The organism is Enterobacter sp. Lyrl_3 (assembly GCF_051948675.1).
GTDB lineage: Bacteria > Pseudomonadota > Gammaproteobacteria > Enterobacterales > Enterobacteriaceae > Enterobacter > Enterobacter cloacae.
Map to the genome: position 1 here is coordinate 449,885 of NZ_JAYJLI010000003.1, position 20,574 is coordinate 470,458.

Annotated in this window: 25 protein-coding genes and 1 pseudogene; 9 read left to right on the forward strand and 17 right to left on the reverse strand. The window is 50.3% G+C overall.

What is annotated here, in order from left to right; genetic code table 11:
- The first annotated feature begins 119 nt into the window (after positions 1 to 119).
- From ldtD to VF709_RS09825, 3 genes are all read left to right on the forward strand, one after another.
- A complete protein-coding gene (ldtD, locus tag VF709_RS09815; RefSeq protein ID WP_149896595.1) occupies positions 120 to 1,943 on the forward strand; it encodes a L,D-transpeptidase in 1,824 nt (607 codons plus the stop codon).
- Positions 1,944 to 2,117: 174 nt separating this feature from the next.
- Positions 2,118 to 2,669, forward strand: coding sequence for a YcbK family protein (locus VF709_RS09820; RefSeq protein ID WP_013097290.1), 552 nt, complete (start codon positions 2,118 to 2,120; stop codon positions 2,667 to 2,669).
- Between the two features lie 20 nt (positions 2,670 to 2,689).
- Complete coding sequence (locus VF709_RS09825; protein WP_013097289.1) at positions 2,690 to 3,337, forward strand: MBL fold metallo-hydrolase; 648 nt, start codon at positions 2,690 to 2,692, stop codon at positions 3,335 to 3,337.
- A 57-nt stretch (positions 3,338 to 3,394) separates the two neighbouring features.
- Here the strand turns inward: VF709_RS09825 and VF709_RS09830 are convergent, their stop codons facing one another.
- The 17 genes and pseudogenes from VF709_RS09830 to VF709_RS09910 all read right to left on the reverse strand — a co-directional run bounded on the left by VF709_RS09830 (position 3,395) and on the right by VF709_RS09910 (position 15,844).
- Entirely contained in the window at positions 3,395 to 4,585 is a 1,191-nt protein-coding gene (locus VF709_RS09830) for an amino acid aminotransferase (RefSeq protein WP_029882979.1), read from the reverse strand.
- A gap of 184 nt (positions 4,586 to 4,769) precedes the next feature.
- Positions 4,770 to 5,825: a porin OmpF gene (gene ompF, locus VF709_RS09835; RefSeq protein ID WP_020689704.1), complete on the reverse strand. Its 1,056-nt coding sequence runs from the start codon at positions 5,823 to 5,825 to the stop codon at positions 4,770 to 4,772.
- Positions 5,826 to 6,430: 605 nt separating this feature from the next.
- Positions 6,431 to 7,831, reverse strand: a complete 1,401-nt coding sequence (gene asnS, locus VF709_RS09840; protein ID WP_029882977.1) for an asparagine--tRNA ligase — start codon at positions 7,829 to 7,831, stop codon at positions 6,431 to 6,433.
- A 165-nt stretch (positions 7,832 to 7,996) separates the two neighbouring features.
- Positions 7,997 to 9,199 carry a nicotinate phosphoribosyltransferase gene (gene pncB / locus VF709_RS09845; RefSeq protein WP_062729855.1) on the reverse strand — a complete coding sequence of 401 codons (1,203 nt, stop codon included), beginning with the start codon at positions 9,197 to 9,199 and terminating at the stop codon, positions 7,997 to 7,999.
- Positions 9,200 to 9,383: 184 nt separating this feature from the next.
- Positions 9,384 to 10,676, reverse strand: a complete 1,293-nt coding sequence (locus VF709_RS09850) for a tyrosine-type recombinase/integrase (protein WP_045347153.1) — start codon at positions 10,674 to 10,676, stop codon at positions 9,384 to 9,386.
- Positions 10,677 to 10,720: 44 nt separating this feature from the next.
- Positions 10,721 to 10,978 (reverse strand): excisionase family protein, encoded by a 258-nt coding sequence (locus tag VF709_RS09855; RefSeq protein ID WP_013097283.1) that lies wholly within the window; start codon positions 10,976 to 10,978, stop codon positions 10,721 to 10,723.
- Positions 10,962 to 11,333 carry a hypothetical protein gene (locus VF709_RS09860; protein WP_044158718.1) on the reverse strand — a complete coding sequence of 124 codons (372 nt, stop codon included), beginning with the start codon at positions 11,331 to 11,333 and terminating at the stop codon, positions 10,962 to 10,964. Before VF709_RS09860 ends, VF709_RS09855 begins: the two co-directional genes overlap by 17 nt.
- A gap of 2 nt (positions 11,334 to 11,335) precedes the next feature.
- Positions 11,336 to 12,079 carry an ORF6N domain-containing protein gene (locus VF709_RS09865; RefSeq protein ID WP_440231430.1) on the reverse strand — a complete coding sequence of 248 codons (744 nt, stop codon included), beginning with the start codon at positions 12,077 to 12,079 and terminating at the stop codon, positions 11,336 to 11,338.
- A gap of 11 nt (positions 12,080 to 12,090) precedes the next feature.
- Positions 12,091 to 12,669, reverse strand: coding sequence for a hypothetical protein (locus VF709_RS09870; RefSeq protein WP_440231432.1), 579 nt, complete (start codon positions 12,667 to 12,669; stop codon positions 12,091 to 12,093).
- A pseudogene (locus VF709_RS09875) lies at positions 12,669 to 13,083 on the reverse strand (hypothetical protein). Before VF709_RS09875 ends, VF709_RS09870 begins: the two are co-directional and overlap by 1 nt.
- On the reverse strand, positions 13,080 to 13,298 hold the full coding sequence (locus VF709_RS09880; RefSeq protein ID WP_440231434.1) for a ParE family toxin-like protein: 219 nt from the start codon (positions 13,296 to 13,298) through the stop codon (positions 13,080 to 13,082). Before VF709_RS09880 ends, VF709_RS09875 begins: the two are co-directional and overlap by 4 nt.
- Positions 13,270 to 13,548 carry a hypothetical protein gene (locus tag VF709_RS09885; RefSeq protein ID WP_440231436.1) on the reverse strand — a complete coding sequence of 93 codons (279 nt, stop codon included), beginning with the start codon at positions 13,546 to 13,548 and terminating at the stop codon, positions 13,270 to 13,272. Before VF709_RS09885 ends, VF709_RS09880 begins: the two co-directional genes overlap by 29 nt.
- A complete protein-coding gene (locus VF709_RS09890; protein WP_440231438.1) occupies positions 13,538 to 13,885 on the reverse strand; it encodes a hypothetical protein in 348 nt (115 codons plus the stop codon). The genes VF709_RS09885 and VF709_RS09890 overlap by 11 nt, the downstream gene beginning before the upstream one ends.
- On the reverse strand, positions 13,869 to 14,069 hold the full coding sequence (locus VF709_RS09895) for a hypothetical protein (RefSeq protein ID WP_440231439.1): 201 nt from the start codon (positions 14,067 to 14,069) through the stop codon (positions 13,869 to 13,871). The genes VF709_RS09890 and VF709_RS09895 overlap by 17 nt, the downstream gene beginning before the upstream one ends.
- 191 nt (positions 14,070 to 14,260) lie before the next feature.
- On the reverse strand, positions 14,261 to 14,599 hold the full coding sequence (locus tag VF709_RS09900) for a hypothetical protein (RefSeq protein WP_440231441.1): 339 nt from the start codon (positions 14,597 to 14,599) through the stop codon (positions 14,261 to 14,263).
- 6 nt (positions 14,600 to 14,605) lie between these two features.
- Positions 14,606 to 14,998 carry a hypothetical protein gene (locus VF709_RS09905; RefSeq protein ID WP_440231443.1) on the reverse strand — a complete coding sequence of 131 codons (393 nt, stop codon included), beginning with the start codon at positions 14,996 to 14,998 and terminating at the stop codon, positions 14,606 to 14,608.
- Positions 14,999 to 15,166: 168 nt separating this feature from the next.
- The gene (locus VF709_RS09910) at positions 15,167 to 15,844 is read right to left on the reverse strand and encodes an XRE family transcriptional regulator (protein WP_044596876.1); all 678 of its coding nucleotides are present in this window, start codon (positions 15,842 to 15,844) and stop codon (positions 15,167 to 15,169) included.
- 149 nt (positions 15,845 to 15,993) lie between these two features.
- On the opposite strand from VF709_RS09910, the gene VF709_RS09915 reads away from it, so the two are divergent.
- From VF709_RS09915 to VF709_RS09940, 6 genes are all read left to right on the forward strand, one after another.
- On the forward strand, positions 15,994 to 16,263 hold the full coding sequence (locus VF709_RS09915) for a transcriptional regulator (RefSeq protein ID WP_074168585.1): 270 nt from the start codon (positions 15,994 to 15,996) through the stop codon (positions 16,261 to 16,263).
- A 20-nt stretch (positions 16,264 to 16,283) separates the two neighbouring features.
- A complete protein-coding gene (locus tag VF709_RS09920) occupies positions 16,284 to 16,577 on the forward strand; it encodes a hypothetical protein (RefSeq protein ID WP_440231445.1) in 294 nt (97 codons plus the stop codon).
- Between the two features lie 278 nt (positions 16,578 to 16,855).
- Complete coding sequence (locus VF709_RS09925; RefSeq protein ID WP_440231447.1) at positions 16,856 to 17,224, forward strand: hypothetical protein; 369 nt, start codon at positions 16,856 to 16,858, stop codon at positions 17,222 to 17,224.
- A gap of 86 nt (positions 17,225 to 17,310) precedes the next feature.
- Positions 17,311 to 18,876 carry a DEAD/DEAH box helicase gene (locus VF709_RS09930; RefSeq protein ID WP_440231456.1) on the forward strand — a complete coding sequence of 522 codons (1,566 nt, stop codon included), beginning with the start codon at positions 17,311 to 17,313 and terminating at the stop codon, positions 18,874 to 18,876.
- The gene (locus VF709_RS09935; RefSeq protein ID WP_440231449.1) at positions 18,873 to 19,844 is read left to right on the forward strand and encodes a DUF7146 domain-containing protein; all 972 of its coding nucleotides are present in this window, start codon (positions 18,873 to 18,875) and stop codon (positions 19,842 to 19,844) included. The genes VF709_RS09930 and VF709_RS09935 overlap by 4 nt, the downstream gene beginning before the upstream one ends.
- A gap of 205 nt (positions 19,845 to 20,049) precedes the next feature.
- Complete coding sequence (locus VF709_RS09940; protein ID WP_271080014.1) at positions 20,050 to 20,457, forward strand: antiterminator Q family protein; 408 nt, start codon at positions 20,050 to 20,052, stop codon at positions 20,455 to 20,457.
- Positions 20,458 to 20,574: the final 117 nt, after the last annotated feature.

The window sequence follows — 20,574 nt, forward strand, 5'->3', positions numbered from 1 at the left end:
TACGGCTGCGTTATCTTTAAACTTCTTTACATAAGGTAAGGCAACTGCGTTTGTGCCTTCCTATAATGAATAAAAGCCCCAGTGTGATGGGCATGTCGTGAGAAAACAGGGGGCAAGGGATGTTGCTAAAGAAAAATCGTGGTCATCAGCTGTCAGCGTTGAGTTTTTGTCTGGCGGTGATGTTTGCTCCACTGTTAAGCGCTCAGGCCGATGAGCCTGAAGTTGTACCGTCAGACAGTTCCGCGACGATGGGTGCGCAGCCGACGTCGCTGTCACAACCGCTGGATCAATCTCCGGCGACGGCCATTTTAGCGGGTATCAGACCGCTACCCGAAGGTATCGACACCGGCGCGCTCCGCCAGCAGCTTCTAACCGGGCTTCCAGCAGGATACACGCCTGCCTACATTAACCAGCTTACGCTGCTTTATGCCGCGCGTGATATGAAGCCGATGTGGGAAAACCGGGACGCCGTGCGCGCTTTTCAGCAGCAGCTGGCGGAAGTCGCCATTGCAGGTTTTCAGCCGCAATTCACCACCTGGGTTGAGCTTCTGACCGATCCGGCCGTTACCGGTCAGGCGCGTGACGTGGTGCTGTCTGATGCCATGATGGGCTACCTCCAGTTCGTGGCGGGCATTCCGGTCAATGGCAACCGCTGGTTATACAGTCAAAAACCGTACAAGCTGGCGACGCCGGCGCTGTCGGTCATTAACCAGTGGCAACTGGCGCTGGACAACGGTGACCTGCCGCGCTTTATCGCAAGCCTGGCGCCTGCCCATCCGCAGTATGCCACCATGCATCAGTCGCTGCTTGAGCTGGTTGCCGATTCCCGCCCGTGGCCTCAGGTGCGTGGCACAACCACGCTTCGTCCGGGACAGTGGAGCAGCGATGTCCCGGCGATCCGCGAAATTATGAAACGCTCCGGCATTCTCGAAAGCGGTCCTAAGATTGCGCTGCCCGGCGACGATACGCAAAGCGCGGTCGTCAGCCCGTCGGCCCCGGTAAAAGAGAAAAAGGCTGTTGCACAGAGCAACAAACCCGCCGCCTACGATCGCGAACTGGTCGCGGCGGTTAAGCAGTTCCAGGCCGCGCAGGGGCTGGGCGCAGACGGGGTGATCGGTCCATCCACCCGCGACTGGCTGAACGTCTCGCCTGCCCAGCGTGCTGGGGTGCTGGCGCTGAATATCCAGCGTTTACGTCTGCTGCCGGGAACACTGTCGACCGGGATTATGGTGAATATTCCAGCGTATTCGCTGGTTTATTATCAGAACGGTAGCGAAGTGCTGGCGTCGCGTGTGATTGTCGGACGTCCTGACCGTAAAACGCCGATGATGAGCAGTGCCCTGAATAACGTGGTGGTAAACCCGCCGTGGAACGTGCCACCGACGCTGGCGCGCAAGGATATTCTGCCTAAGGTCTGGAACGATCCTGGCTATCTGGAGCGTCATAACTATACGGTGATCCGCGGCTGGAACAGCAAAGAGACGATCGATCCGTGGATGGTTGACTGGTCAACAATTACACCGTCGAACCTGCCATTCCGTTTCCAGCAGGCACCGGGTGCGCATAACTCGCTGGGGCGCTATAAATTCAACATGCCAAGTTCGGACGCTATCTATCTGCATGATACGCCGAACCATAACCTGTTCCAGAAAGATGCCCGCGCGCTCAGCTCAGGCTGCGTTCGTGTGAATAAGGCATCGGAACTGGCGAATATGCTGTTGCAGGATGCGGGCTGGAACGACACGCGGATTTCCGATGCCCTCAAGCAGGGGGACACCCGTTACGTTAACATTCGACACAATATACCGGTCAATCTTTACTATCTGACGGCGTTTGTTGGTGAAGATGGACGTACCCAGTATCGTACAGATATTTACAATTATGATCTCACGGCGCGATCCGGCGCACAAATTTTGCCAAAAGCTGAACAATTAATCAGGTAAATGAAGCAGTTCGGGAAAATAGGTTGTCGTAAGTTAGGGCAAATACGTGGCGATATGGCTGGAAGCCGCGTGTTTGCTGGGGTTGGGTGCCTTGACGTCGTCGGCTTTGCCAGTTAAGGTGCCCTTCGTGCGCTAAGCATATTACGATTTCTTTGACCTGTAGACCTGATTATCATGGACAAATTTGACGCTAATCGCCGCAAACTGCTGGCGTTAGGTGGCGTTGCGCTCGGCGCAGCGGCCATCCTGCCGACGCCAGCATTTGCCACCCTCTCGACACCTCGTCCGCGTATTTTAACGCTCAACAATCTGCATACTGGTGAGTCGCTAAAAGCGGAATTCTTCGATGGCAGAGGCTATATTCAGGATGAATTAGCAAGACTTAACCATTTTTTCCGTGATTTCCGCGCGAATAAAGTAAAAGCCATCGACCCAGGATTATTTGACCAGTTGTTCCGCCTTCAGGGCCTGCTGGGTACCAGCAAGCCGGTGCAACTCATTTCGGGTTATCGTTCCATTGATACCAATAATGAATTGCGCGCCCGCAGCCGTGGGGTAGCGAAAAAAAGCTATCACACCAGGGGACAGGCAATGGATTTCCATATTGAAGGCGTTTCGTTAGCCAATATTCGCAAAGCTGCGTTATCTATGCGCGCAGGTGGTGTAGGATATTACCCAAGTAGTAACTTTGTGCATATTGATACCGGTCCAGTTCGGCACTGGTAATAACGAAACACAGGAGCAGTATGAACTATCGTATTATTCCGGTTACGGCGTTCTCCCAGAATTGTTCATTGATCTGGTGTGAGCAAACCAAACTGGCCGCGCTTGTCGATCCCGGCGGTGACGCTGAGAAGATCAAACAGGAAGTTGCAGAAAGCGGTGTGACGCTGATGCAGATTTTACTGACGCATGGTCACCTTGACCATGTCGGCGCAGCGGCGGAGCTGGCACAGCACTATGGAGTGCCGGTGATCGGTCCGGAAAAAGAAGATGAGTTCTGGCTGCAGGGTTTGCCAGCCCAAAGCCGCATGTTTGGCCTCGATGAGTGTCAGCCATTGACGCCCGATCGCTGGTTAAACGAAGGAGAGCGTGTGAACGTAGGGAATGTGACTTTACAGGTGTTGCATTGTCCTGGGCATACGCCAGGCCATATTGTCTTCTTTGATGACCAGTCCCGTCTGCTGATTTCCGGCGATGTGATCTTCAAAGGTGGCGTAGGACGCAGCGATTTCCCGCGTGGCGACCACGGACAGCTGATCCAGTCGATTAAACAGAAGTTATTGCCACTGGGTGATGACGTGACGTTTATCCCTGGACACGGCCCGATGTCGACGCTGGGCTACGAGCGGGTGCATAACCCCTTCCTTCAGGATGAAATGCCTGTCTGGTAAATCCGGATAATAAAAAAAGCCTGCATAGTGCAGGCTTTTTTGTGGGCGCTAATTACATTACAGTACGGCGACAATCGCTTCGCACAGTGGCGCCATGTTGTCAGGGGTCATACCTGCAACGTTCACGCGGCCAGAGGCCACGGCGTACACGCCAAACTCTTCACGCAGACGCAGAACCTGTTCTTTGGTCAGGCCACTGAAAGAGAACATACCGTTCTGCTTAGTAATAAAGCTGAAATCACGGTCTGCACCTTTCTCTGCCAGGGTGTTCACAAACAGCAGGCGCATGCGCTGAATACGCTGACGCATATCGTTGAGCTCTTGCTCCCAAATCGCGCGGAGCGCATCGTTGCTCAGGATGGTGGCAACGACAGAGGCACCGTGTGCTGGTGGGTTAGAGTAGTTAGCGCGGATAACTGATTTCATCTGGCTGAACGCACGATCGGCAGTCTCTTCGTTTGCTGCGACCAGCGTGCAGGCACCAACACGCTCATTGTACAGGCCAAAGTTCTTGGAGTAGGAGCTAGCAACAATCAGCTCCTGATGGACGGCTGCGAAAGCGCGCAGACCTTCAGCGTCTTCTTCCAGACCACGGGCGAAGCCCTGGTAAGCGAAGTCAAACAGCGGCAGCCAGCCTTTTTCAACAGACAGTTTCGCCAGTTGTTCCCACTGTTCAAGCGTCGGATCAATGCCGGTTGGGTTGTGGCAGCAGCCGTGGAACAGTACCACATCGCCCGCCTGGGCTTCACTCAGGCTCGCCAGTAGACCGTCGAAGTCCAGAGCGTGATTTGCGGCGTCGTAGTAGGCATATTCGCGCACTTCCAGACCCGCAGAGTTAAAGACGCTCTTATGGTTCGGCCAGCTTGGGTTGCTTACCCATACGCGCTTAACAGCGGTATTTTTTGCAAGGAAATCCGCCGCCACGCGCAGTGCGCCGGTACCGCCAGGCGTTTGTGCTGTGCGCGCGCGTTTGTCGCTCACAATTGTACTACCTTTACCGAACAGCAGCTCCTGCGTGCAACGACCAAACTCAGGGATACCATCAATACCGAGGTAGTTCTTGGTGGTTTCATTTTCCAGCAGATACTGCTCAGCTTTTTTTACGCTGGTCAGTACCGGGGTTTTGCCGGTTTCATCTTTATATACACCAATACCCAGGTTGATTTTGCCAGGGCGGTCGTCGGCACGAAACAGATCGGCCAGGCCCAGAATAGGGTCGGCAGGAGCGGCGGTAATGTTCTCAAACATGACGAAGTTCCATTGTGATTACAGAAGTGAAATCCGCTATCAGGTTAACGGTAGATTTACAAAATGCCAACCGTTTGCGACGAAAAGCGTGCGGCTTTTCAAAAGTCGCCATTATTTTCTGTCAGGCATAAAAAAACAGGGCCGAAGCCCTGTTCATTAAGCATATAACAAAGTGGTGTACTGATTAGAACTGGTAAACCAGACCTACAGCAACGGTATCATCGTTGTTGATGCCCAGCTTGTTGTCGTCTTTCAGCTGGTTGATCTGGTAGTCAACATAGGTGGACATGTTTTTGTTGAAGTAGTAAGTCGCGCCGATGTCGATGTAGTTGATGTAGTCTTCGTCACCGATGCCTTCTACGTCTTTCGCTTTAGATTTGTAGTAAGCGATGGATGGACGCAGACCGAAGTCGAACTGATACTGAGCTACAACAGAGAAGTCCTGAGTTTTGTTAGCGAAACCATTGTCCAGACGAGCCGCGTTACGCATCTCACCGTACAGTGCTGCCAGGTAGATGTTATTCGCGTCATATTTCAGACCGGTTGCCCACTGCTCAGCTTTATCGCCTTTACCCCATTGCAGATTCTGCTGGGCATTGGTGCGGTCAGCCGCGCCGTAAGCACCGACGATACCGAAGCCATCGAAATCATAGCTCAGAGAGGTTGCCCAGCCGTCACCGTTGGAACGCAACGCATCGGTACGCTCATTTTTGCCCAGGTACTGAACGCCAAAGTTCAGACCATCAACCAGGCCGAAGAAGCCGCTGTTACGGTAAGTCGCCAGACCACCGGTACGACCAGAGAAGAAGTTATCGCTCACGCCGGTGTCACCACCGAACTCAGGCAGCATATCGGTGATACCGATTGCATCATAAACCAGGCCATAGTTACGACCGTAGTCGAAGGAACCTGCGTCACCAAATTTCAGGCCTGCGAATGCCAGACGGGTTTTGTTACCTGACTGAGCATCAGCGCCTTCAGAGTTGTTACCCTGGAAGTTATATTCCCACTGCCCATAGCCGGTCAGCTGGTCGTTGATTTTGGTTTCGCCTTTGAAGCCCAGACGAGCATAAGTTTTGTCGCCATCGTTGCCGTCATTATCAGAGAAGTAATGCAGGCCAACTGCTTTCCCGTACAGATCCAGTTTGTTGCCGTCTTTGTTATAGATTTCTGCAGCGTTAGCTGCACCGGCTACCAGCAGGGCAGGGACTACCACTGCCAGAATATTGCGCTTCATCATTATTTATTACCCTCATTGGTTTTTTTATGACACTCGCCACTGCCGCCAATAAATTCCGTCAATAAATATTTCCGGAACTATTGATGAGAGTTTGGTGTCTTTATGTATCTGTCAGGCATCTTTCCATTCATAGAAGCGTTTCGCTAGCCTGAAAGTGCTACAGTTTTCAAGATTGAGTAACAAAAAGAAATTATATGTAACTAAATGTGTATTTTTCGGAACTTTGTGAACCACCTCAAATTTCAGAAAGACCTGGCGAATTAAACGGCAGGCAGATTCCTATATATATGAATTCCTTATAATTAATTTAGATAAAGGCAATTCGTATACGCGCACCTTCAACGACTCATTTTTTCTTATGACCCAAAAAGGACTTCTGGATGGCTGTGATTTTGGTTGAAATTTGTGCTATTGCTTGAGGATTAAATAATCGCAATAAGAATAGGGTTTATTTTTTGTTCGTAGATATTTCGTGGAAACAAAACGTAACAACTAGTGGTTGTGACGGGGTCAAAGTTGAAAGGTGCTTACTTTACGCTGACGAAAATTGACAGAGCAGAATAAAATAATGGCCAGCAAATGCTGGCCATTATGATTTTGGTTACTTAGAAGCTGGCATTACGCGGCGTACGTGGGAACGGAATAACGTCACGTACGTTCTGAACACCTGTGACGTAGGCGATCAGACGTTCGAAGCCCAGACCAAAGCCTGAGTGTGGCACAGTACCGTAACGGCGCAGATCGCGATACCAGCTGTAATCCGCCGGATTGAGCCCCATCTCTTGCATGCGCGCATCCAGCACATCCAGACGCTCTTCACGCTGGGAACCACCGATAATTTCACCAATGCCCGGCGCCAGTACGTCCATTGCGGCAACGGTTTTACCGTCTTCGTTAAGGCGCATATAGAACGCCTTAATGTCTTTCGGGTAGTTTTTCACAACAACCGGTGCTTTGAAGTGCTTCTCAGCCAGGTAACGCTCATGCTCGGAAGAGAGATCCACGCCCCAATAAACCGGGTTCTCAAACTTCTCACCGCATTTCTCGAGAATAGCGACCGCATCGGTGTAATCCACCTGGGCAAAGTCGGAGGAAACAAAGCGCTCCAGACGTGCAATCGCTTCGTTATCGACACGCTCAGCGAAGAATTTCATGTCATCAGCACGTTCTTCCAGTACCGCTTTGAAGACGTACTTGAGCATGGCTTCCGCCAGGCCAGCGACATCGTTCAGATCTGCGAAAGCCACTTCAGGCTCCAGCATCCAGAATTCTGCCAGGTGACGGCTGGTGTTGGAGTTTTCCGCACGGAAGGTTGGGCCGAAGGTATAGATTTTAGACAGCGCACAGGCGTAGGTTTCGCCGTTGAGCTGGCCGGATACCGTCAGGAAGGCTTCTTTACCAAAGAAGTCTTTGTCAAAGTCCACTTTACCTTCTGGCGTGCGCGGCAGGTTTTCCAGATCCAGCGTAGAAACGCGGAACATCTCGCCAGCGCCTTCGGTATCAGAGGCGGTGATCAGCGGGGTAGATACCCAGAAATAACCCTGCTCATCGAAGAAGCGATGCAGTGCCTGCGCCAGCGTGTGGCGGACACGGGCCACCGCACCAATCAGGTTGGTGCGTGGACGCAGGTGAGCCACTTCACGCAGATATTCGATGCTGTGACGTTTTGCGGCCATCGGGTAGGTATCAGGATCTTCAACCCAGCCGGTCACTTCAACGGCAGTGGCCTGAATTTCGAAACTCTGACCCTGACCCGGTGATGCGACAACCACGCCGGTAACAATTACGGAACAACCGGTTGTCAGGTGCAGAACGTCATCATTGTAATTGGGCAGAGAATTATTAATGACGGCCTGTACAGGATCAAAGCAGGAACCGTCATAGACGGCAAGGAAGGAGATGCCAGCTTTAGAATCTCGGCGGGTACGCACCCATCCGCGCACGGTGACTTCTAGGTCTTCGGCGACACGGCCCTGGAGTACGTCGGCTACAGGCACAACGCTCATAATATTCTCTCTGTTAATAGTCGGAAAAAATAAACACTTGTCCACCCAAATGGGGGGATATCTATGTTACCTGCCATCCGCTATCAGACAAGTAAATTTCGCAGTCAAAAGAGAAGAATTAAGAAATAAATAAGAAGTAGGGAGCCATTTGGCTCCCTTAAGCGCTTAACTGGCTTTTTTGACCTGAGGGAGATCGAAAGCTTTGCGTAACGCGCGGACAAACGCTTTATCATGACAGATGGTTTTACCCGGGCTATCGGAGAGCTTGGCTACCGGCTTGCCGTTACATTCCACCAGTTTTATCACGATATTCAGCGGTTTTACCTGAGGGATGTCGCAGGTTAAACGGGTGCCAATCCCGAAGCTCAGGTTCACTCGGGTACTGAAATGGCGATAGAGTTCAACCGCTTTCGCGAGATCGAGGTTGTCGGAGAAGACCAGCACCTTGCTCATCGGGTCGATGCCGAGTTTTTCGTAATGCGCGATCGCCTTCTCACCCCATTCAACCGGATCCCCGGAGTCATGACGTAACCCCTGGTAATGCTCAGCGAACTCAGGGCCGAAATCACGCAGGAACGCATCCATCGTGATGCAGTCGGTCAGGGCGATGCCGAGTTGATTCGGATACTCGTCAAGCCACGCGGCCAGTGCGGCGCGTTGGCTGTTGGCCAGATCAGGGCTGATCTGCTGATGCGCCTGGAACCATTCGTGTGCCTGGGTACCCATTGGTGTCAGGTTCAGACGACGTGCCAGATCGTAATTACTGGTGCCCACGAACCACGACTCTTGCTGCAGACGCTGAACAATGGCCTGCTGAACGTCGCGGGAGAAACGGCGACGCGTGCCAAAGTCCATCAGACGGAAGCGGGACATATCCAGCCCATCCGTCAGGGTGGCAAACCCCGCGAGTTTGTTTTCCAGCGCGGCCAGTGCCTGAGTTACCCCGGTTTCCGGCGAACGGTAGCGGTGAGCCAGCTCGCTGATCACGGCCAGCAGCGGAACTTCCCACATGATCACTTCACGCCATGGGCCTTCAAGGCGAATATCCAGCTTGCCGTTATCATTCGTGACGGTGACCTGCTCTGGCTTATAACGGAAGTCGCGCAGCCAGTTCAGATAGTCTGCTTTAAAGAAAGGCAGGCCGGAAAGCCACTGGTATTCGTCGTCCTGCAACGTCAGATGCTGCATAGCATCGACCTGTTCACGAATGGAATCTGCGTAGATACCGAGCAAGTCGTCGCCACGGCAGCGGAATTCCGCCGCAACATCAACATCATAGTAATGGTGGAAAACGGCTTGCTGCATGTGCAGTTTATACGCGTCGGTATCCAGCAACGTATGCAGAACAGGAGAAGCGAATCGAGTCATAGGTGCGCAGTAGCATCCTCTCACAGGAGCGTTTAGTACAATAAACAACTCCGGAGTATACCTTGTTTAGTGATTTATTGAACCCCGATCACAACATAAGCGCTCTTTATGGTCGAGGGCATTTTGTGCCCCGTGTTATACAAATGTAGCAATAGTGCTGCTAACCACTTGAATTTAATGTTATCTACTGCGCTACTTTCATGCTTTGGGGCAGTGATGGGGCAAAGTTTGAAAGCGCCTGGTTGAGCAGAGAAACCTGTTCGGCACTCTTCTCTGACATCCACTTTCCATACACCTTGTAAACCATCTGAGCATCTGTATGCCCCATCTGAGTTGCTATAAAGTTTGGGTTCGCACCAGCTGACAATGACCAGCACGCATACGTATGTCGTGACTGATACGCGTTGCGGTACCGAATACCGGCGCGCCTGATTATCGGGGCCCAAATTTTATTAATCGAATTAACCGCGTAGTGATATCCTGTGCGAGGTCCACGTTTGACGCATTGAGGGCTGAAAACGAAAGTGCAGGGTTGAATGGCTGATTGTCCATACTCCCGTAACTTCACTTCAACCTCGAACTGCCGGCCAAGGCGTGTCAACTGGGCCTGATTCCTCAGGGCATCAATAGCTGGTTGTATGAGATAAATCACCCTGTCAGTTCCTGCCTCGGTTTTTGGCAGGGTGAACTCATACGTTTGGGTCAGGTTACGCTTAACCGTAATGGTGCCCGCGGTGAGATCAATATCTTCCCATGCAAGACCACATAATTCCCCATGTCTCATTCCGGTATAAACGGCAACGGTCCAGAGGTTTCGCATCTGCTGGTGGCCGCATGCCTGGATGAATCTGATAAACTCGTCTGTCGTGAGTGGATCTGGTTCGTCTTTTGCCTTCCTGAGACGGTTAATTCCGCTAAACGGGTTCTCCTTTGCGTAGCCATTATCAGCTCCAAACTGGAAGATCTCGGCCATCAACATCATGTAATTGTTCACCGTGGACGACTTCCGGCCTTTTACCTGTGTCCGGTGATCCTTCTTCATTACATGGAAACCCGTCAGCAACTCCTTCCTGACATACAGCAAATCCTCAGTGGTAACCGCAGAAACCATTTTATTTTCGCCGATACGCGGAAGCATGTTTTTTATGATGGACTCGTACCTACTCATGGTATTAGAGCTGATCTCCATTCTCTTCAGCTCAGACCATCTTTCGGTAAGCTCCAGCACAGTAATTTCCTTTCTATCCTGACCGAACCGGGCAAGGTTCGGTGAGTTTGGGAATTTTTCTGCATAGTTAAAATTCCCCATTCTTATCGCAAAACAAACCGAAGAACGCAGCTCACCAGCTATCTTGCGATTCTTTGCAGTGTCAGGGACACCGAGGTTTTCCCTGACACGTTTACCTTTATACAGAAACCAGATGCGGAGTGAACCGCCGTGGTTTTCAACGCCTGTCGGGTATGATGCATTAGCCATTAATCCCTCCTGACGTCCAGGAGCGTTGACGAGTGTACTGCTTTTCATGCCGTTTTCGCACCAGGTTGATTTTTTTTCTGAGCTTCGATCCACTGATCAACGGCTTTCCTGTTGTACATGCATTCGCTCGAAGGCTTGGGATTACCATCTGGTGAAATGTGCAGGTACTCGCGGCCCAGCATCCAGGATTCTTTTCTGGCGCGGGTGATGGTTCCGGGCTTGAGCCCGGTAACCGCAATCAGAACCTTTTCGCTAACCCAGTCATTCGGCACCAGAAGAACGATTTCAGCACTGGTTTGCATGGATCTCCTCCATTTTCTCTTTAGCCAGACGCACGCAACGCGCAAAAGAGGAGGGCGTTACGATTTCGCGCAGAGCCTGAACCAGGAAGTCGTTGTGCTGCTGGTGCAGCTCCAGGTTGCGCTCTTTTTCCTCATGACGCAGAACTGCCAAACGAGCTGTGATGATTCGACGCTTCCCTTTGATCAGCCGCAGCGCGTTCTCTGCCTTTTTGCGCCATGTGCTCCAGTCACTACTGCTGTTCGATCTCGCCAGTTGCTCTTCAATACTGAGCTGCGCTTCTTCTGCGTTAACAAGCTGCTGCAGGCAATCGCTGATAGTGTTCAGGTTGTTTGTCTCCACGAAGAATTTGTGCATTCTTAACCCTCCCACCCAATCGCCTGGAACAGGCCCATTTTAGGGTGATACCAGCGGGTGCCGCGCGGTTCAGCTTCTGACATCATCTGGCGAAACGCGGCCATAAACGGCTCCAGTTCGACGATAGCCCTACGTGACAAAAGCCCGTCTGGAGTCATAAATTCGTGCGTGTCTGTAGGGATGCGGTAGGCATTGACCAAATTCCGGCACTTGGCGTCACTCATTCCGCTTTTGGCTACCACCTGGCGGTAACCGACATATCCGGCGCGCATGGTCCCGCGTTTGATGTTCTCCACAGCTTCTGTGACTGTTTCGATCTGCTCTTCAACATGATTCAGGCGCTTTTGCTGGCGAACGGCATCGGCGGCCATTGCGGCGATCATCTCGATTTCCGTCAGCGGCGCGCGAGTGCGGAAATAGCTGTTAACCAGTTCGCGCTGAACATGCCAGGCCAGATCGTCGGTAAAGGATTTCACCAACATCAGATAACCGGATTCGACCAGTACAATTCCTGATGCTGCAAACTTGGAGAAAGTACCGTCAGGCAGGTGTCGACGAATTTCGTCGGAACCTAATTCGAAGTAGTCCTCTCCTTCAATAAGTCGAGACTTGTTTTCTCGGAAATTACGTCCAGCAGTTCCTTCAGGTCGCTGGTGAACTTCATCAATCATCGCCAGGGTCACAACGCGCTGACCGCGATATTCGACTGCCGGCAGCTGTTTGCTATTGATCGTTACAGTGTTCATTTTCGTCCTCCTCAGTGCATAACCGGCATGTCAGGCATACCTTCTTTCTGAATCTGTTCAATGAAGCTGTCATGCAGGAGATTAAAACCTTCCCGCCCCATTTTTGAGAGTCGAAGCCCGTTCTCAGCGTCCGTATCTAACATGTCCCGGTACATGCGCAGCGCCATCTGCTGGCCGAGTTCCTGACCGTATTTCTCAATAGCTAACCCTTCCACATGGCTTGCGAGTGCGAACCGCTCTGGCGCGGGATAAACACTGATTGAACCGTTTTGGCCTGAGTAGATAACTGCGGTATCAAACCCTCCAGAATCGTTGGCAACCTCAACCGTGCCGTTCATTGCCTGCTCCTCGGCAATGAAGACGGCAACCAGCATCCAGCGCCAAATGATGATTTCTTTCTCGATGCCCGGGGTAAACCAGCCGCTTTCAATCGCTTCCATGATGCAAGCCAGCAGATCTAATCCATCCGGAATTCGTTTGTCATAGTTGCCATTGTCGAGCTGGCGAACCGCGACGGAATAACCTATGACTCGGTTACCAAAGCGGATGCCTGTTGATGTCGGCTCCGGAGTAAAGGCTGAAGCAATCATCAATACACTCCTTTAGGCTTGATGGCTTGAAGTGCATCGACCTCTTTAATGAACCGGTCATGCATCGCGTCCCATTTCTCACACCACTTCTCCATTTCTCGCTTACGCGCCAGGATGCGACGCAGACGGCGAATGCAACGCTGGTGGGCGGCCAGATACTCAGCCTTTGTTTCCCCGTCTCGCCATACCTCCCTGTCATCGCGATCAATACGCACCCGCGGGTGACGCTGCGGAAAACCTGAACGCTCAAAAGTCTCGGTGGTCATGAAGAAAGCCAGATAGCGGATCGCCGTATCTCGCGTGAAGCATTTTTTTGATACGACCGTGGCGTACTGCCACGAACAGCGGGCCAACTGGCGTATCATGCTTCTGTAGTGCCAGGTCAATCGCGCTGGCGGTGCGGTTGTCGATCATTTTTTTATTTCTCCCGAATAACGTTCATGACTCATTACTTCCCAGTTCTGGCCGCCGTCTTTCGATAACAGCCGCCAGCGAGGGTTAACTTTCAGACTGAGATAGCCGGTGCGGTACATGCGTCGCGCATATATGCGTTTACGCCGATATCGCAGCAGGACCTGCAGAGCCTGCAGGTGAACACGCTCAGGAATTCGTATCGCTGTCAGTGACACTGGTTTCGCCCTCCGTCATGTCTTCAGGAGGTATAACCCTCCATCCAGCCTGTCGAGCCAGCGCCAGAAATCCCGACAGCGTGTTGATATGCTCGGCTTCACGCAGTGGGTAATCGCAAATTTGACGACCTTCTTTGATGTGAACCACCACGCGCCCGGTAAATTCCGGCGAGACATGCAGATCCACATTCAGCAATGGCAGTGGAATTAGCTTTCCGCGACGAGATATTAATTGCTGGTTAACTTGCATTTTGTGCTCTCCGTTTTTTCATTGCTTCTTCCGCCAGTGTTTCAATCAGTGCATCCATGAAATACACGGCCTCAGGCGTTAATTTGCTTTTCCCAAGGCAATCAGCGTAATGTCCTGCGATAATTGATTCTGCTTCAGACCGTTTATGCGTGTCATAAATCATGACTTCGAAAAGCTTTATCAGTGCTTTTGTTAATATTTCCTCCGATAGTTCGACTGGGAATAAAGAACCGTTATCAAGCTTCGCCATCTGGATGTTTCCGCCCGTCCTACGCATAACGGAATCAAGTTTTGCCTGAACGAGATGACGGCGGCGAATTTCAATTAGTTTTTTCACGGCGTTCAAACTCCGAATCCATCCAGGTTGAAACCTGAGCCGATAAATCAAGGCAAAGACCTGATAGTGAAATTATTTGTTCTATATCCATATCAATAATATTGGTGTTAATTAGCTCCATTAATTGATATAGGTTATCTGCTGTATTCTTTGCGGTTTCGAGTGAGCTATCTTTGCTTAACATAATCAGACTCCGTAAGCTTTGCGCATGAAAAGGTCAGATATATGGCGGTACTCCTCACCATAGGCCATAAAGAAAAGGCATGCTGTTTTGTATGCTGCTTTATCTTTGATGAATGTCATTTTTAAACAAATCCTGTTTTCAGGTTGCAGTAAGCCACGCCAGTTAAGGCGTAATTAAATTCATTGTGTTATTTAATTTATTTTTGATTCGATGATTTTTAAATCATCACAGGATTTCGATGCGTAATCTCGAATGGCGGCTGCTAAATAAGTTTCTTGCCTTTCATTATCTTCATCAGTGAAATATTGTTCACAAAATGCTTGAGAAATTGCCTCCAATTTCTTGGCTGTAATAATAGAATCAAAAAAAGCGTCTTCTAGCCCTCTAAGAACCGCGTTAACATCTGCTAACATAGTCATCGCATGGAAAAGCTCATCTTGAGTATCTTTGTTAATTTTGCCATTTTCGAAAATATTCGTAATTACATTTTCTATCTGGCTGATTATGTATTTTGCTGAGTTATTATTCATTGTTATTTACTCCGATACTTTGTTATTACTTTCTATCTGTGAAATGTAACCGTAAGCTTTTTCTCCAGTCTTAATCATTGAGCGTATGAGGCAAGCCAATGCATTATCCGTTTCTCCCATATCTGGAGAGTTTTTAAAGATTAGTTCTAGCAATGATGTACTTTCATGGATCTCTGCTGCGAGATCTTCGAGCATTGCTATTGCTGATAAAGGTCCATCACTTACTTTATGTTTTGACGAGTTTCTAGATGATGAAATTGAGGCATCAACCAGCAAGGAGTTAATTGCCACAAGATTATCTTCAATCTCACAAGGTTCGATAACCTTATGTGATTCGATTAAAGAGACCAGTACAGCCTGTGCCATTGAAATTAGCTCTGTGGTGGATTTTGTATGCATATTGTTATCCCCTAGTCATGATTGAATATTTATCATCGAATCAAGTTAAACTTGATGGTTAGAGGATATGGCGGGGATTTGAGTTCGTCAAGTTAAACTTGATAAAATTTATTTTGGCGCGGGATGGGTAAAAAAAAAACGGGCATAAGCCCGTTATATTTCAGAAGGTTAACCGAATCTATTGATATTGAAGGGAACTGAAGAAATTACCTTTGATTGTATGTAAAGCATGTTGAATGCTTCTTTCTCAATACTCCAAGGTTGATAGTTTGAGTTATCTGAAAGAACTACCATTTTGGAGCCGATTTTTTGAAGACGCTTAACATAACATTCACCATCAAAGCAGAAGGCGTAAATGCCATCACCATCAAAATAAGTTATTGATTTATCCAAGAAAAGCAAATCCCCCGGAGATATTGTTGGCGTCATGCTGTCGCCTCTGGCGTTACCTATCTCAATATTTTTGAAAGGCCTATTCCCAACCAATTGACGAGCGTATTCAGGATCGAGTTCGATGGATCTTACTACATCAATGAAGTCGCCCTTAACACTTGAGCCGTCACCGCAACTAAACTCGACATCGAGGACACTGAACCTAACGCTATCGGCATGGGTATCGTTCCTATGCGTACTTGGAAATTTCGGACTCTCAGATTCACCAAGGAACCATGACTGGGGCAGACCGCTAATTTCCGATAGTCTGGCAAGCCGCTTGCCTCTTGGTGAAGTCTCGCCGGTTGTCCAGTATTGAACTGATTGGGCTGTTACACCCAGCTGTCTTGCCAGTTCAGCCTGACTCCACCCCTTGAGCCTTAAAAGTTCATTAATCCTTTCCGCAGTTTTCATTACCCCTCCTGATGCAGTAGTTCCAACATCAATACATACACATGTAAAGCTAACCTTGATTTTAAGTGTACATGAGTAAAATCTAACTTGCATGTTAATTTAAACTTGATACTCTTCTACTAAAATCAATTCAAACTTGACGGTGTCATATGGATGAAAAAATCCGTTCTCGACTGAGGAGCGCTGTATCTCAGCGAGCAATTGCGAAAGCCCTGGGAATCTCGCCGCAGGCCGTAAACCAATGGTTCTCTAAATCAGTAATCCCACCTCGGTATGTTTTACCCATTTGTGAAATGACCGGCTGGAAAATCGTACCGCATGATGTTCGTCCTGAATTGTATCCATCCCCAGAAGATGGAATTCCTGCGCACTTAAGGCTCGGACTTGATGCGGTTAACCAAAAACGAGTGGATATGTAATCACTTTTTGTAGGTGGTTAATGCAACAGTTTGAAACTCTCAATTTACTACCTTCGGTGCATAGCCAGGCCGATGCCGATTGGATCAAGCAGCAGTTACTGAGCCTGACGCCAGCAGCACGACAAAAAGCCATTCAGCGTTATGCAGCTGTGTATCAGGAATCGTTCGAAGCCGAGCCCGTTTCATACCGCAAGGAGAACCGGGCAAGGCATGAAGCAAATATGCGGCTTCGCCTGTTTGTGAGAAATCACGGCAGGGCTTTACAGGGGTATACCGCCGAACCTCCCCTGGCCGGAACGCAACACTGCACCTGAATGATGCCGGGCTTAAAGGTGCCCGGTTGCAGCCTGACTTAAAGGTGTCAGCTGCTGAAGGTTGAGTGACCCACTCTCGTTTGTATTTATGTACTAGTTAAGTGGTTTGATTTGCAAAAATAAACGAGAGGAGGGGTAAGGGGTGGAGTGCCTGTGTGTAGGGAATAGTGCCTTTAAACAGACTATTCCAGAGGTTAAGTAGATCTCGATCTATAAGGCGACACCCTTAAAAAATCCGCCGTACTAGCAAGTGAGTACAACAAAAATCTGGAGAAATTATGAGCAGTGAACTGAAGCAAAATTTAATCGTCCTCCTGGAAGAGCAATTCCACAAGGCTGATGACAAAGTCACTTTTGACTACGTCATGCAAAAGAAAATTAAGTCGCTGGGCTACCACCTGCAGCGCAATTTCACCCTCAGGTTGAGCGGTGGGCGCAAGGGATTTGTTGACTGCCTGGTTACTTCTCCTGATGGCCAACAATGCGCTGTTGAGGTTGACAAAAAATCCCCCCGTAAGCGCTCCCTGATGAAGCTTCGTGAACTGCCTGACGGTGTGTCCGGTTTTGTTCTTCTGCGGGATGGCAAACATCCGCTGCGTTATACCGCTGATGGCGTTGATGTCATCCGGGCTACCAAATTTAAGTAAATCCCATTCTGTACTAGCTAGATGATACGTAAGGGGCTGCAATGCTGAACATCACACCAAATTTTGCCCAGGAACGCGGTCTTAATCTGCTTCGTCGCAAGTGGAAGAAGAAGCGCACCTTCATGATGTATGCGCCTACTGGCAGCGGCAAAACCGGGTTAGCGGCATTCATCGCGGCGGGTCATGTTGCTCGCGGACTGCGTGTGATGTTCGTAGCACCTTTTACCGTTCTCGTTACCCAGACTGTACAGCGCTTTGTTGAATACGGGTTGCCAGAGGATGAAATCAGTATTCTCTGGCGCGATCACCCCGAATACCATCCAGAGCGTCTGATTCAGATAGCCAGTGCTGACACACTTATTCGTCGTGATTTTCCTGACAACATCGATCTGTTGATTATCGATGAAGCACACATGAAAAAACGCGCAATGCTGGAGTGGATCCGCGACGCTGAGTTTCGGGTTGTTGGTCTGTCTGGTACGCCGTTTTCACCGTGGTTAGGGAAATACTACGAAGAACTTATTAAACCAACCACTATCAGCGAACTCATTCAGCGCGGGGATCTGAGCCAGTACGAATTCTTTGCCCCTACAAAACCGAACCTGAAAGGGGTCAAATCGGCAAATACGGCTGACTATGGCCGTGACTATAACGAGAAGCAGCTGGCGGAGATCATGTGTGGCTCTGATCTGGTGGGCGATATTGTCGATAACTGGCTGCGTAATGGCCGTGATCTGCCGACTGTGGCGTTCTGCGTCAATAAGGCCCACGCCAATTACGTCACCATGCAGTTCAACAAAGCCGGTGTTAACGCCGAAGTCATGGTGGCTGAAACGCCGCACGAAGAACGCCAGTTGATGATCCACCGTTTCGAGACGGGCGCTACAAAAATCATCGTCAGCGTCGGCGTACTGGTGGCGGGCTTCGACAGTGACGTTCGTTGCATCATTTACGCCCGACCGACAAAAAGCGAAATTCGCTGGCTTCAGGCGCTGGGCCGTGGTCTGCGAACTGCCCCGGGGAAAGATGCCTGCCTTATCTTCGATCACAGCGGTACCGTCCATCGCCTGGGATTTCCTGACGCCATCGAGTACAACGATCTGCCCTCTAAAAACGACGGGATGAAAGAAGCTGCAGCTCGCGTAGCCGAAGAACGGGAGGAAAAACTCCCGAAGGAATGCCCGGAGTGTCATTTCATGAAACCTGCAGGTGTCTACGTCTGCCCGAAATGCGGATTTAAACCGCTGGTCGGCGAGGATGTGGAAACCGACACGCAACGCAATATCAAAAAGCTCAGCAAGGGCGAAAAGGTTTACACCAAATCGGACAAACAGTCCTGGTGGAGCCAGATCAAATTCTATCAGCGCCAGCGCACTTCTATGGGGAAACCCATCAGTGACGGCTGGTGTGCGCATACATTCCGCGAAAAGTTCAATGAATGGCCCAACGGGCTGAGCGATTTTCCGATGGAGATTACCCCGGAGGTAAACAACTACATCAGGCACAAACTTATCAAATTTGCGAAGGGACGGGAGAAGGCCGACAGCAAGGCGAGTGAGCCCACCGACAGCGCGGCCACCACAAACCGGATCATCAGCGCAAAACAAGAGGTTGAAAACATTCGTAGTATGCTGGGGAGAAGAACAGCGTGAAGACAGCAGAAGCGGCAAAAGGCCGCTGGACGGAAATTCTTGAACATTACGGCCTGCCGCCGATAACCGGAAAAAATCACTACAAGGGAGAATGTCCGGTATGCGGCGCGCGCAGCAAGTTTCGTATTGACGACCGCGAAGGTGCCGGGACGTGGATCTGCGTATGTGGCAGCGGCGACGGCATGAAACTACTTTCCCTCACGCAAACCGGGAAGACTTTCTCAGCACTCTGTGCGGAGGTGGATCAGCTCATTGGCAATGACTACCGCCGGGAGAAAATCCCGGTCAACAGCTCGGCGGCGAAGCTACGCCAGCGCGCCATCAGTAAATTCGCGAAGCTGCTGCCCTTGCGCGGTACCAACGGGGAAGGGTATCTGCGCCAGCGCGGGATCAACAAATTACCCTCTGAGGCGATCCGGTTCTGCGAAAAACAGCGCCATGCGGGCAGGATTTATCATGCCCTCTACGCTCTTGCCACCGATGATAAAGGTGAGTTGTGCTATCTCCACCGAACCTTACTTGAAGGGGATCGCAAAGCACCGCTGGGGGAAAGCGCCAAACGTCAAAAATCCCTGCAGGAAGATAACTACCTCGAATATGCCCGCTCGGTAGCCATCCGTATGTTTCCCGTGTCCTCAACGCTGGGGATTGCAGAGGGTATCGAAACGGCGCTCTCCTGCTATCAGATTTATGGCGTGAATACCTGGGCGGTAATGAACAGCAATTTCATGAAAAAATTCCGGGTGCCGGCAGGGGTAAAACATCTGATCGTTTTCGCTGATATGGACAAGCATTCTGCCACCGGGCAGGCTGCGGCGTTTGAGTGCGCCCACGCCAATCTGCTGGCGAAAAATGACCTGGTGAAAGTCAGCGTACGCTGGCCGGACAACGGTGACTTTAACGATATGCTCATGAATGGCGATGAAGTTCGTGAGCTGGTCTTCTACAAGAAAAAGGTGGCCGCATGATTTATTTGACGAGAGAAGACGAGCAAACCATCAGTGAATATATTCGAGCCGCCCACAATGGTTATACCGGCCCTGTTTTCATTGACATTAACAGGCTGTCTCAATTGCACATGTCCCGTAGCCGATTGATTGTTGCAGAGTGTATTTACCGCCAGAGTGGCAGCTGGACTTTTTTGGGTAATGCGGATTCCGAGGGAGAAGCCTGATGCGCGATATTCAACTGGTACTTGAGCGCTGGGGCGCATGGGCGGCCAATAATCATGAAGATGTTGCCTGGGCACCGATTGCCGCTGGATTTAAAGGACTTCTTCCGGCCAGGGTAAAATCGCGGCCACAATGTTGTGATGATGATGCGATGGTCATCTGCGGGTGCATCGCCAGGCTGAATAAAAATAACCAGGACCTGCATGATTTGCTGGTGGATTATTATGTGATGGGAATGACGTTTATGGCGCTGGCCCGCAAGCATGGTTGCTCCGACGGACATATCGGTAAAAAGCTTCAGAAGGCCGAGGGGGTTGTTGAAGGCATGTTGATGATGCTTGATGTAAGGCTTGAGATGGACAGGTATGTCTCGCGGGAGCCAGAAGCTAAACTGGTGGCTGGTAAATAAAAAAGTTTACGTACGTAAAAAACGGAATATCCTGTTAAGAGTGGTCACTTCGACGCAACGCTTAATAATCGAAACCCTGCCAGAAATGGCGGGGTTTTGTCGTTTCTGGCGGAGGGT